This is a genomic window from Paenibacillus rhizolycopersici (genome assembly GCF_014947195.2).
GTDB lineage: Bacteria > Bacillota > Bacilli > Paenibacillales > Paenibacillaceae > Fontibacillus > Fontibacillus rhizolycopersici.
Genome location: NZ_JADCNN020000017.1, coordinates 89,521 through 101,960, shown reverse-complemented (window position 1 = coordinate 101,960; position 12,440 = coordinate 89,521). Strand labels below are relative to the sequence as shown.

The window sequence follows — 12,440 nt, the reverse complement described above, 5'->3', positions numbered from 1 at the left end:
GCTTTTTGGCGGCGGGCGGCGGCATTCGCCAATTTATCAGGCGGGCGGGTAGTCGTCCATGATGCACGTGTCCCCTCAGCATATATTTATTAAGACCCAGGAAACGCAAGATAGAATTCCACGAAGATAGGATGAAGAACCTTGGAGAACGTCAAGGAAAATCGGTACGGCGAGGCATATCAAGTCGGATACGAAGAAGGGATCCGGTATGGCGGGTGCCAGGCCGTACTCGAACGAATTCCGCAGGTTACCCGGCCAAAGGTGGATCTGCGGGTGCTATATGTACCCCAGGGGTTCGACGCGATCGACGAAGGGGTTCAAGCGGCACTCAAGGAGCTCACGCGCGAGTGCGTCGTCGCTTCACCGGAAATGATGCTGCAGGAGACGCTGCGCGTCCATCCCGATCTGGTGCTGGTCATGAATTCGCTGCACGTCTTTCCGCCCGACCATGCCTCGCAAATGGCACAGATTCGGAGTATGGGCATTCGGACAGCGGTTTGGTTCGTCGATGACCCTTATTTTACCGACGATTCGATCGAGCTGGCTTTAAGCTACGACGTGGTGTTTACGCACGAAATCGAATGCGTGCCGCTTTACCGGTCCATCGGAGTTCGAAGCGTTTACCATCTTCCGTTGGCTGCCAATCCTCACCAATTTCGGCCCATTCCGGCCAAACCGGAATATCGCTATGACGTGTGCTTTATCGGTAATGCTTTTTGGAATCGAGTCGGCCTGTTCGACCGTTTAAGTTCGTTCCTGCAGGACAAACGGGTCCTGATCGCCGGGTTTCATTGGGACCGACTGCCCCGTTACGAACAGTTGTCGCGATTTATCCGTCCGGGTTGGGTTCCCGTCGAGGAGACGGTTCGTTATTACAACGCCTCCAAAATCGTGCTCAACATCCACCGGCCTACACAAGCCGGCCAAGATAACCGGAACGGACGCGATACCCCGGGGGGATCAATTAATCCACGCACCTATGAGATTGCAGGCTGCGGCGCTTTCCAGATCACGGACATCCGCAGCGATTTGGTCTCCTATTACCAACCGGGTTACGACATCGAGACATTCAGAGATGAAGTGGAGCTGGAGGCAAAGATACGTTATTACCTCGAACACGAGGAAGAACGACGGCAGATTGCCTGGCGTTCGCTGTGGACGACGACGGCCGCCCATACCTATTCGGATCGGGTCAGTCGTCTGCTGGACGCAATCGCTGGAAGCTAGTTCAAGAACCAACCCCAAAAGGAGTGACATTATGTTTATTGAGGAAGCGGATGGTCAAATGACTCAAACCGTTTTGGACCCGGCCGAGAGCGGAAGAAAGAACGGGCTCCGCGACGGCTATGCCGAAGGGTACCTTAGGGGGAGAGCCAGCTATATCGTGAGTCAACCGAAGCCGGCTTTTCCGGTTCGCAAAGTGAAAGTGTTATACGTCAGTTCGGGGAAAGGCTTTCCGTATTCTCCGCTCGACGAGGCGGTATCGTCTACGCTCCGCACCTTAACCACCGAACTGATCGCCACAGTACCGGGCGACCCGATTCCGGATTTGGCTGCGCAGCATAAACCCGATCTGCTGCTCGCTCTCGACGGGCTGGAGCTCCCCGCGGAGCAATTGAACGCCGTACGGGCGATGGGGATTCCGACCGCCGTTTGGTTTACGGATGATCCTTATTACACCGATCTGACCATTCCGTTAAGTTCTCACTACGATTATGTATTTACGCTTGAACGTAATTGCGTCGATCCCTATCGCGCCGCCGGGTGCAGCCAGGTCCATTATCTGCCGTTCGCAGCGTTTCCGGAACACTACCGGCCAACGTTGATCCCCTCCCCACACCGTCGCAATTTGAGCTTTATCGGCTCGGCTTACTGGAACCGGGTGATCTATCTTCAACCGGTGCTTCCCGCGCTGATGGAGCAAGGCTTATTGATCAACGGAATCTGGTGGGATCGTCTGCCCGAGTTCCCGGCGTATTCGGACCGGATCGAGTTGGGCAAGTGGATGGGGCCAGTAGAGACCTCCGAAGTATACAGCGGGTCGAAAATCGTCCTGAACCTTCACCGTTCTCCGTTCGAGGAGTACATCAATAACAACCAAGCTGGGATTCCGGCGGCATCGCCGAATCCGCGGACATTCGAAATCTCGGCCTGTGCCACGCTCCAATTAGTTGATGCGCGCGACGACTTAACCTCGTTTTACCGTCCGGACGAGGAAATCGTAACCTTCTCCTCGCCGGAGGAATTGGTTGATAAAGTGCGCTATTACCTGACCCACGAGGAAGAAAGAAGAGAAATCGCGTTGCGTGCATTGGATCGGACCTTGCGGGATCACACGTATGCCAATCGGTTGGATCAGTTGCTGTCTGTGATTTTCGGGTGATCCCTGCAGTTGAGAGACCTGTTCCGGAACGCCTGGACTTCGTGCAAAAAAAGGAGGGGCAATCGTGCCGGATAAGAAGAAGCTGCTGCTGTTTTCGCATGTATGCAATTCAAGAAACGTAACCGGTGCCGAGAAATTGTTGTTGTTCAACGCGAGGAAGCTATCGGCTTATTACGACTGTACGATTGTAGTTCCTCGGCAGGGCAGTTTGTCCGTTCTGGCCAAACGTTACGGGATCCGTTCCCTCCTGTGCGAAAACGCGCTGCTTTACAGCATGTGTGCCCCGCACGCCAACTTGGCCGATGAACTCCAGTCCATCGCCTGGAGCGAACAGGTGCAGCGCACGATAGAGCTGCTGAATAAGGAGCGGCCAGATGCCGTGCTTGTGAATACCAGCGTGAATGTTTCGTCGGCGATCGCCGCTAAACAGCTGGGAATTCCCGTCATTTGGCAGATCACGGAGGTGATTGCGTCCAACGAATTCACCGCGGAGGCGGTGAATTTGATCGACAAGTACAGCGATCTGATCATCGGGATTTCCGATTCGGTGCTGCTTCCTTTCCTCGGAACGCAGGCTGCGGACAAAACCGTACTGCTGTACCCTTCGTGGAATCCCGAGGATGTCCACCCCGACATCTGGCCGGCACAGCGCTGGCATAAGCGAGCTTGGTGGAAAGTCAAATCGACGGAAGTGCTGGTAGGCTATATTTCTTCTTACTTGATTCCGGAGAAAGGAGCCGATCACTTCATCGACGCGGCGTTAAGTCTGGCCGGCCGATTCCCGGAGGCGAAGTTCGTTATCATAGGTGCGGAGATTCATCCAGAGTATTACCGGAACTTAAAGCGAGCGGTTCAGGGCTCGCCGTATCCGAATCGGTTTAAATTCGTGAGCTTTGAAGATCATGTGGAATCCGCCTTTAGCGCGATGGATATCGTTGTCGTCCCGGGGATTCTTCCGGAAGGGTTTGGGCTAACCGCGCTGGAGGCAATGGTCTTCGGCAAACCGGTTGTCGCTTATGCTTCGGGCGGTTTGCGCGAGATATTGGAAGCGGTGGGCAGCGGGGCTTACCTGGTGCCAACGCGGGACAGCGGTGGACTCGCGGAAAAATGTGCGGAGCTGCTGTCTTCCATGGAATTGACTCGTAGTGTGGGGGAAAGGAATCGGGGTCAAGTAGAAGCGGTGTTCGGCCCGGCAGCCTATGATTTGCGGCTTCAAGGGTTGGTTCAGCGCATACAGGGGCTTTCGGGTCTTGTGGTCCCACTGCCCGAACCGGCACCGATCATGCCCTCTCCGGATGCGGCGGACCTCCGTGTCTCGGACTCGGAGGGATTACCTATCGGGCAAACCACGCTTCCGATGTCCGTCAAACCCGCCGGGCGCCGCAGAAGGATCAAGCTGAAGCGAGCCAAGCGATCACGCAGTAGAAGATTCGGTGCCGGTAGAAGCTTGACCGCCCGGCGCGGCGGAACCGGTCACGTTCGTAGCAAGCCGGCCCATCGCCGCCGCAAGCCCGGCCAGCGCACAGCAAGGGCTCGTACGAAACGCGTGCGCGGGCGTCATAAGTCTGCAAGGAGATGAGACCGTGAAGATCATGACCATTTTAGGAACCCGGCCGGAGATCATCCGGCTTAGCCGGATCATCCCGCTGCTGGACCGGTGGGCCGACAACCACGTGCTGGTGCACACGGGGCAGAATTTTACGGCCAGTCTCAGCGATGTTTTTTTCCAAGAGCTTGGTTTGAGACAACCGGACTATATCTTTCAAGATCATCAAACGACGCTGGGCAGCCAGCTATCGGCTATGTTTGCCCAGATGGAGCGAATCTTAGATGCTGAACGACCGGATCGCGTGCTGCTGCTGGGAGATACGAACAGTGCACTATGTGCGGTTCTGGCCGAGCGGCTGGGCTACCCGGCGATCCACATGGAAGCGGGTAACCGCTGCTTTGACCTGGAGGTCCCCGAGGAGAAGAATCGGAAAGTCATCGATGCGGTGTCGACCATCAACATGCCATATACCCCGCAAAGTAAAGCTCATCTGATCGCTGAGGGCGTTCCGAGCAATCGCATCGTACTGACCGGCAATCCGATTTATGAGGTGATGAAGCATTACGAGCCGCAGATCGAAGCGAGTGACATCCTGCAACGCTTGGGGCTTCAGGAAGGAGAGTATTATCTCGTCACAGCCCACCGCGCCGAGAATGTCGATCGCCCGGCTTCCCTGCACGCCATTATGGAGGGGTTGAACCGGGTGGCAGCCGCCTCGTCCAAACGGTTGGTATGCAGCATTCATCCCCGCACGAGATCACGGATCGAACGCGATTTGAAGCTGGAAATGCATCCTTTGGTGGAATTTTATGAGCCGTTTGGGTTTTTCGATTTCGTGAAGCTGGAAAAGCATGCGTTATGCGCGTTAACCGACAGCGGTACCGTACAGGAGGAATGCTGTATCATGCAGGTGCCTACGGTAACGATTCGCCGAACCACGGAGCGGCCGGAAACGGTAGATTGCGGCAGTAACGTCGTTTCCGGCGTGGACGCCCGCAGCATCGCTGAAGCGGCGGAGATGATGGCGGGGATGGAGCGTTCGTGGCCTTGTCCCGAGGGCTATCTGGAGGAGAAGGTTTCGCAAAAAGTGGTCAAATTCGTGCTTGGAGGGAAATTGAATGTTTAAAGATCAAGTAATTCTGGTCACCGGGGGGACAGGGTCCTGGGGATATGAGTTGATCCGCCAGATCCTCCCTCAGGAGCCGAAGGAGATCATCGTATATTCCAGGGGGGAGGCAGCTCAGGTCGCTATGAGCCGCGCTTTTGACGATGAGCGGCTTACGTTTCGCATTGGAGATATCCGCGATAAGGAGGCGCTGACGGCGGCTTGCCGAAACGTGGACATCATCTACCATCTGGCTGCCTTGAAGCATGTGCCCATTTGCGAAGAGCAACCGGGCGAAGCGCTGAAAACGAATGTGGTCGGCACGCAAAACGTCATCGAAGCCGCCATCGAAAACAAAGTCAAGAAAGTCCTCTACATCTCCACCGACAAAGCCTCCAATCCGTCCAACTTTTACGGTATGACCAAAGCCATCGGCGAAAAGCTGATCGTTTATGCCAATCTGCTTCAGGAGGAGACCCGGTTTGTGTGCATCCGGGGCGGCAATGTGCTGGGCACGAACGGCAGCGTGATCCATCTGTTTAAGCAGCAAATCCGCGAGAAGAAGGTTCGGATCACCGATATGGAAATGACTCGGTTTTTCCTGACGATGCCGGAGGCGATCCAGCTTCTGTTTAAGGCTTCTCAGGAAAGCGAAGGCGGTGAAATCTTCGTCATGCTGATGCCGACCTGTCGGATCGTGGAGCTGGCGGAGGTGCTGATCGAGGATTCGGGAGAAGCGGACATATCGATCGTTGAGTCGGGGATTCGGCCCGGAGAGCGGATTCATGAGCTGCTGCTCAGCGAATACGAGAGCCGGACGACCGTGGTGTACGACAAGGAGTATCTAGTGATTTTACCGGCGCTGGACATCGCGGGCTTGAAGGAACGGTACGGTCATTTGCCGCTTGTCCCTTTCGGCGAGCTGAGCTCGGAGCATGGGCTGATGAGTAAGGAAGAGATCCGCAGCATGCTGAGTAAAGGAGGATTCCTTTCATGAAAATGCTGATCCTCGGGGGCCACGGAATGGCGGGTCATGTCCTGGTACGGCATTTTCGAGAACAGGGGGGTCACCAGGTGTTCTATACCTCGCGTGATCCCGGGGACCCAGGCTCCTTGATCTTGGATGCCGGTGATATCGTTGCCGTTGATCAGGCGGTTCAGTTGGTTCGTCCAGACGTCATTATTAACGCGGTCGGGGTGCTGAACCAGTTTGCCGACCAAGACAAAATCATGGCCTACCATATTAATGGATTCCTTCCCCACCGATTGCGGCATTTGGCGGATAAAACAGGCGCGCGTCTGATTCATATCAGTACGGACTGCGTCTTTCGCGGCGACCGCGGCGGATATCGGGAGGAGGATCAACCCGATGGCGTTACGACGTATGCCGTGACCAAAGCGCTCGGGGAGGTGCAAGACGAAGGACACTTGACGATCCGCACCTCGATTATTGGACCTGAAATTCGCCGTCAGGGCATCGGATTGTTTCAGTGGTTTATGAGTCAGGAAGGCAAGGTATCCGGATATCGCCGGGTCAAATGGAACGGCGTGACCACGGTACAGTTGGCTAAGACGATCGAGTGGCTGCTGGATCGTCCGGTGTCCGGCTTGATCCATCTGGCACATCCGGAGGTTGTCAGCAAATACGAGATGCTTCATCTGTTTCAAGAGATCTGGGGAAAAACCGATCTTGAGATCGAACCGGACGACGGTCCCGCCCTCGATCGAACGCTGGTGAACACCCGTCCGGAGGCGGCGGCCCCTCTCCCTCCATTCCGGCAGATGTTGGAGGAAATGGCCGACTGGATGAGACGGCATGGGTGACGGGGCGGCGGTTCTGGTCACGGGGGCTGGCGGGTTTACCGGCCGCCACGCCAGCCGCCGTCTTGCCGCCAAGGGATACAACGTCTTCGCTTTAGTGAGAAGCGAAGCCGGACTGCCTGCAATCGAAGGTGTCGAGTACGTCATCTGCGATTTGACGGACAAAGTGGGAGTCAAACGCGTCATCGATCGGACCCGGCCGCAGTTCGTGCTGCACCTGGGCGGCAAGAACTCGGTCCCAGACTCCTGGTCCGAACCGCTTCTTTATATAGAAACTAATGTCATGACAACCCTGTACCTGCTCGATGGCCTGCTGGCTTTCGGACTGGAGGATACCCGCATTCTCGTTGTCGGATCACGCCTCAAATTCGGACTAGATAGACCGCTTCACCCAACACACCCTTACGGATTGAGCAAATCGTTACAAGAAGCCGCAGCTCTGGCCTGGGGAAAGCTGTACCGTCTCAGCGTCATGATCGCCGAACCGGGCAACTTGATCGGAGCCGGACCGTCCACGGGCGTCTGCTCTCTGCTTGCCCGGCATATCGTCGGGTTAGAGCGAGGGGAAGCCCCTCCCCCTTTCCTCTTGTCGTCGGCGGAGGCTCGGCGTGACTTCCTTGATGTGCGCGACGCGGTGGATGCCTACGAGATCCTGCTTCGCAAAGGTGAGGTTGGCGAGGTATACCCGGTTTGCTCGGGGCAAGAGAGGAGTTTGGCTGAGCTGGCGGAGGATTTCTCGCAGCTGACGGAAGTTGCGGATTTGAAATTAATGATGGGTCGCCCGTCAGGAGGAGAACCCCTTGTTAGCACTGGGCCGCTCCTTCCCGAAGCGCTTCAGGCTTTAGGGTGGCGCTCAAGTTTGGCCTGGGAACAATCCCTGCAGGATGTACTGGACTATTTTCGCAAGGAGGGAACCGCTTCGTCATGAATCCACGTGTAAGTATCATTATTCCGTTCTATAACTGTCCGTATATTGAACAGGCCGTGCAAAGCGCGCTGAACCAAACGTACCCGCATACGGAGATTATCGTCGTTGATGACGGTTCGACTGTGCATGCCGAGCGGCTCGCTCCGTACCGGGGGCATATTTATTATCTGGGAAAAGCCAACGGGGGGACCGCCTCCGCCTTAAACCACGGAATCCGCCATGCTTCCGGAGAGTATATCGCTTGGCTCAGCTCGGACGATCTGTTCTCGCCAGAGAAAGTTGCGGTACAGTTGAATTTCATGCGGGAGCAAGGCGCTGAAATTTCCCACACCAACTTCCATTATATCGACGAATACGGCCGAATCACCCAATACAATGCCGGCATGCAGCCTCTGGGGATGCGGGAGCTGGCGAACACGTTATACAGCGGCAATCCCGTGAACGGCTGTACCGTGATGATTCGCCGCAGCCTGATCGAGCGCGTCGGTTTGTTTGATGAGGCCCTGCCGTATACTCATGATTACGATTTGTGGCACCGGGTGTTGCTGTCCCGCGCCGCTTTTCCTTATTTAAACGTACCGTTAGTGAATTACCGGCGCCATTCGGGGATGGGAACGCTGCGCCATGAAGCGGCGATCACGGCGGAAATTGCCTTCCTACAGAACCGCTACCGCGGTGCCCTGACTCATCTCATCGCTACTTCTTGACGAATGAGGTGAACCCCTGATTGGGAAGAGAGACAAAATAAGCGGTTATCTTGATCAAGTTGTCTATACCAAAACGGAGCTCCGATCATAACCTGTACTAGATTACAAGAAGGTGGTGATTAAGAGATGGGTGTCTTTCTTGATGCCAGAAGCTCCGTAAACTCCAACCAACCTGGGTTCCCTGGGACTCCGCTCACAGATACTCCCGCTTTGTTCGGGGTTATCGGCCTGCAGACGCAAAACGTACCGAATCCGATCGTCATTCTGTCCGGATCCGTTGGGATTTTGGGAGGAGTCGGCGATACGTTTACGATCGAAATCGTCCGCGGCTTGACGTTTGCTCCGGCCAATGTCATTTTTACCCTCGACGGTGTCGTCAATAGTGCTACGTCGACGGAGGTTACGTCCTTCGTAGCTGCCGATTTGCAAGCTCCTGCTGCTCCCGAAACGATCTATACGTCCTATATTTCCGGGGCTACAACAGCTATCCGTAACGGCCCAGAATCATTTACTGGCATTGCCGAACAGGGCTAGGTTATGCCCAGAAAACCTGCCTCGGGGTGTCCCGGGCAGGTTTTCTGCTAAATGAAATCGTCGACCTCTGACAGAAAAGGACTTGAAGGGATGAAGCGTCTAAAAATCTTGTTTGTAACGAAGGATTTCAGTCATTATCTGGAGCGGAATATTCATTACATGCAATTGGAACTAAGAAAACATGCCGATTTGGCATTGGATTATAGAGGCGGGGAGGTACGTTCGATTCTCCGGCGGACTCCCTTTCAACCCGATTTTATTCTGTTTAACGACATGTTCCATGCATCCTACTGCCCGCCCGTAAATGGGCTTGCCCAGTTGAAGGTGCCCTGGGGCATGATCATGCATGATCTGCACGCTAGGCCTGAGCAACGTCGGGAGTTCTTACATCGGTTTCCGTCCGCGAATATCTTTGCGATGTATAGGCAAGCGTTCCGGCAGCGGTTTCCCGAGTTCAAGAGTCGTCTGTTTTGGCTCCCCCACTTTGTGGAGCCGACCGTGTTCAGGGATTACCAACGTCGAAAAAACATCAATGTTTTGCTCATGGGGGCAACCAACCCTAAGGTGTACCCGCTTCGCCATAAGATGAAGATGGCCTTGTCCGGGCATCCCGGCTTTGTATCCCACAATCACCCCGGGTACACGGATTTCGGCTCCGACGCTCAGGCGCACGTAGCGCGCGGCTTTGCGCTTGAAGTGAACCGAACCAAGATCTTCCTGACCTGTGATTCGATTTACCATTATCCGCTGCGCAAGTATTTTGAGGTCCCCGCTTGCAACACGCTGCTGCTAGCTTCCGACAACGCCGATTTGCAGGCCCTTGGCTTCAGATCTGGCGTTCATTATGCGGCTGTGACGGAAAGGGATTTCCTGGCTAAGCTTCACTTCTATCTGCATCCGAACAACGAATCGCTGCGGGCCAAGATCAGCCGGCAAGGTTATGAGTTCGTCAGGGAGAAACATACGACCTCCGTCCGTACCCTGCAGCTTCTCGAAATGATAGGTTCGATCGTCGGCTGAATTTCCGGGATCGACCTATAACCCAACAACAAGCGAAAGGGGAGATGGATATTGTCACGTATCATCGCCATCGTAGGCATGGGCTATGTCGGCCTGCCCCTGGCAGAAACGTTCCTGGACCAGGGCTTTCGCGTCATCGGCCTTGACAAGGACGAAGAGAAATTACGGCTATTGCGAGCGGGACGCAGTTACATCGCGGACGTTCCCGATGTGAAGATCAAACGATATGCCGATGCTCAGCAATTGACGGTAACTTCGGACTTCGGCGGGATCGCAAGCGCAGAAGCCATCATTATTTGCGTGCCGACCCCATTGACGGATCAGCATGTCCCGGACATGACCTATCTGATCGATGCCGCGGAAAAAATCGGGGAGCATCTGCAGCCCGGGCAGTTGGTCGCGTTGGAAAGTTCTACTTACCCCGGAACTACCCGGGAAGTGATCTTACCTCTTCTGCAAAAAAACGGTTTAAACTCGGGAACGGATTTTTTTGTCGGGTTTTCACCGGAACGGGTTAATCCCGGAAGTCGCCGCTATTCGCTGCGGGATATCCCCAAAATCGTCAGCGGCATCACCGACGCTTGCACGGATCGGATGGAGGAACTCTATCGCGCGGCTTTTCAAACCATCGTACGGGTTTCCTCGACGGAAACGGCTGAAATGGCCAAACTGCTGGAAAACACCTTCCGCTTCGTCAATATTTCATTTATTAATGAGTTCGCTTTGCTCTGTGATCAACTGGGAATCAACGTTTGGGAAGTGGTGGAGGCGGCTTCATCCAAGCCGTTTGGATTTAAGCCGTTTTATCCCGGTCCCGGCGTCGGTGGACATTGCATCCCGGTAGATCCGATCTACTTGCAATGGAAAGCGCAACAGATGGGGGCGACCAGCTCGTTTATCGAGATCAGCGCGCGGATTAACCGCGAGATGCCGGCGTACATCGTTTCCCGGCTACAGGAGGAATTGAACAGTTCCACTCTTTCCGGAAAGCGGATTTTAGTGATTGGCATTACGTTTAAGGAAGATGTCGCCGATATCCGCGAATCGAGCGTGATCGAGTTGATCCGGCTGTTGATGGCCGCAGGGGCAAAGATCGATTATCACGACCCGCTGATACCGGAGGTGGAGATCGACGGAGTTAAGCTACATTCGGTGGAGTTGGAGGAGGAGCGTTTGGCTACCTCAGATGGCGTGGTTCTGGCGGTTCATCACCATGGATTACCGCTAAAGGAGGTTATGGAGCACGCGCCATTCGTGTTCGATACGCGAAACGCGGCCGCCGGCATTCAAGGTAAAGCGCGGATTGCTACGCTGGGGGGCGGGAAGTCGGGTTTCAGAGAAAAAAAAGCCGATTCATAAACGGAAATTCACGGGCGAATATAGTCACGAAAGGAAGGTAGAAGGATGTTTAGAGACAAGACGATTTTGATTACCGGGGGAACTGGATCTTGGGGGAAAACGCTGACAAGGAGGCTGCTGCAGGAGGGGCCGCGGGAGATCCGCATTTTCTCGAGAAATGAATATGCGCAGGTTTTGATGCAGCGGGAATTTGGCGGGCATGCCTCCGTGCGGTACCTCATCGGTGATGTCCGCGACTATGCTGCGGTGGATGCGGCCTGCAAAGGGGTCGACTATGTCTTCCATCTTGCAGCGCTTAAACATGTGCCGGTTTGCGAATTTCAGCCGGAGGAAGCGCTCAAGACCAATGTGCTTGGATCGGAAAACATCATTCGAGCGAGTATCGCGCACAAAGTAACCAAGGTGATAGACGTATCCACCGACAAAGCGGTAGATCCGACGAACACGTACGGGATGACGAAAGCGATCGGAGAAAAACTGATGATCCGCGCAAACGATTTAAGCGAACATACTCGGTTTACTTGTATTCGTGGGGGGAATGTGCTTGGAACGAACGGCAGCGTCGTCCCTTTGTTCATCAACCAACTGCGGGAAGGGAAGGATTTGACCCTTACGGTTCGGGAGATGACTCGGTTCTTTCTGACCTTAGCCCAAGCGATCGACCTGCTACTCAAAGCAGCCACGACGGCGATTGGGGGCGAAACCTTCGTCATGAAAATGAAGGCATGCCGCATCATCGATATTGCGGAGGTGCTGGCTGAGCATTATCGTGGGCATCGCGTTCCCGTTAAGGAAATAGGGATTCGGCCCGGAGAGAAGCTGCATGAGGTGCTGGTCTCCCGCTATGAGGCTCCTTATACGTTGAAATATAGCGGTCAATATTACGTCATCCTTCCTCCTGGCTCCAAGGAGCTGGCCGCCCATTATTCGGACTTCTCACGCGCTCAGTTCTCCGAGTACCATTCCAATGCTTCCTTGCTCAATAAGGCCGATGTAGCCGAGCTGCTGAAGGAGGGAGGTTTTCTCAACTGATT

12 protein-coding genes are annotated in these 12,440 nt (G+C 54.8%); all 12 read left to right on the top strand.

Annotated features, from left to right (window positions below; translation table 11 throughout):
- Positions 1–141: 141 nt before the first annotated feature.
- The 12 genes from IM700_RS17070 (at position 142) to IM700_RS17015 (ending at position 12,438) form a co-directional block, all read left to right on the top strand.
- Positions 142–1,227: a CgeB family protein gene (locus IM700_RS17070; RefSeq protein WP_193418162.1), complete on the top strand. Its 1,086-nt coding sequence runs from the start codon at positions 142–144 to the stop codon at positions 1,225–1,227.
- A gap of 31 nt (positions 1,228–1,258) precedes the next feature.
- On the top strand, positions 1,259–2,383 hold the full coding sequence (locus IM700_RS17065) for a CgeB family protein (protein ID WP_193418160.1): 1,125 nt from the start codon (positions 1,259–1,261) through the stop codon (positions 2,381–2,383).
- A 64-nt stretch (positions 2,384–2,447) separates the two neighbouring features.
- Positions 2,448–3,962 carry a glycosyltransferase gene (locus IM700_RS17060; RefSeq protein ID WP_336244911.1) on the top strand — a complete coding sequence of 505 codons (1,515 nt, stop codon included), beginning with the start codon at positions 2,448–2,450 and terminating at the stop codon, positions 3,960–3,962.
- Between the two features lie 4 nt (positions 3,963–3,966).
- Positions 3,967–5,058, top strand: coding sequence for a non-hydrolyzing UDP-N-acetylglucosamine 2-epimerase (wecB, locus tag IM700_RS17055; protein WP_193418158.1), 1,092 nt, complete (start codon positions 3,967–3,969; stop codon positions 5,056–5,058).
- Positions 5,051–6,034 (top strand): polysaccharide biosynthesis protein, encoded by a 984-nt coding sequence (locus tag IM700_RS17050; protein WP_155606290.1) that lies wholly within the window; start codon positions 5,051–5,053, stop codon positions 6,032–6,034. The genes wecB and IM700_RS17050 overlap by 8 nt, the downstream gene beginning before the upstream one ends.
- Positions 6,031–6,861, top strand: a complete 831-nt coding sequence (locus tag IM700_RS17045) for an SDR family oxidoreductase (RefSeq protein ID WP_155606291.1) — start codon at positions 6,031–6,033, stop codon at positions 6,859–6,861. The genes IM700_RS17050 and IM700_RS17045 overlap by 4 nt, the downstream gene beginning before the upstream one ends.
- Entirely contained in the window at positions 6,854–7,786 is a 933-nt protein-coding gene (locus tag IM700_RS17040; protein ID WP_193418156.1) for an NAD-dependent epimerase/dehydratase family protein, read from the top strand. Before IM700_RS17045 ends, IM700_RS17040 begins: the two co-directional genes overlap by 8 nt.
- Complete coding sequence (locus IM700_RS17035) at positions 7,783–8,493, top strand: glycosyltransferase (RefSeq protein ID WP_193418154.1); 711 nt, start codon at positions 7,783–7,785, stop codon at positions 8,491–8,493. The genes IM700_RS17040 and IM700_RS17035 overlap by 4 nt, the downstream gene beginning before the upstream one ends.
- A gap of 126 nt (positions 8,494–8,619) precedes the next feature.
- Positions 8,620–9,027: a hypothetical protein gene (locus IM700_RS17030; protein WP_193418152.1), complete on the top strand. Its 408-nt coding sequence runs from the start codon at positions 8,620–8,622 to the stop codon at positions 9,025–9,027.
- 90 nt (positions 9,028–9,117) lie between these two features.
- Positions 9,118–10,047, top strand: coding sequence for a glycosyltransferase (locus IM700_RS17025; RefSeq protein WP_193418150.1), 930 nt, complete (start codon positions 9,118–9,120; stop codon positions 10,045–10,047).
- Between the two features lie 51 nt (positions 10,048–10,098).
- Positions 10,099–11,406: a nucleotide sugar dehydrogenase gene (locus IM700_RS17020; protein ID WP_239483990.1), complete on the top strand. Its 1,308-nt coding sequence runs from the start codon at positions 10,099–10,101 to the stop codon at positions 11,404–11,406.
- Between the two features lie 45 nt (positions 11,407–11,451).
- Positions 11,452–12,438, top strand: a complete 987-nt coding sequence (locus tag IM700_RS17015) for a polysaccharide biosynthesis protein (RefSeq protein ID WP_193418148.1) — start codon at positions 11,452–11,454, stop codon at positions 12,436–12,438.
- The last annotated feature ends 2 nt before the right edge of the window (positions 12,439–12,440 follow it).

Bases quoted from the DNA above. Each gene is read 5' to 3' on its own strand.
- IM700_RS17040 (WP_193418156.1), top strand. From the start codon at position 6,854: ATGGGTGACGGGGCGGCGGTTCTGGTCACGGGGGCTGGCGGGTTTACC.
- IM700_RS17050 (WP_155606290.1), top strand. From the start codon at position 5,051: ATGTTTAAAGATCAAGTAATTCTGGTCACCGGGGGGACAGGGTCCTGG.
- IM700_RS17030 (WP_193418152.1), top strand. From the start codon at position 8,620: ATGGGTGTCTTTCTTGATGCCAGAAGCTCCGTAAACTCCAACCAACCT.
- IM700_RS17035 (WP_193418154.1), top strand. From the start codon at position 7,783: ATGAATCCACGTGTAAGTATCATTATTCCGTTCTATAACTGTCCGTAT.
- IM700_RS17015 (WP_193418148.1), top strand. From the start codon at position 11,452: ATGTTTAGAGACAAGACGATTTTGATTACCGGGGGAACTGGATCTTGG.
- IM700_RS17065 (WP_193418160.1), top strand. From the start codon at position 1,259: ATGTTTATTGAGGAAGCGGATGGTCAAATGACTCAAACCGTTTTGGAC.
- IM700_RS17045 (WP_155606291.1), top strand. From the start codon at position 6,031: ATGAAAATGCTGATCCTCGGGGGCCACGGAATGGCGGGTCATGTCCTG.
- IM700_RS17025 (WP_193418150.1), top strand. From the start codon at position 9,118: ATGAAGCGTCTAAAAATCTTGTTTGTAACGAAGGATTTCAGTCATTAT.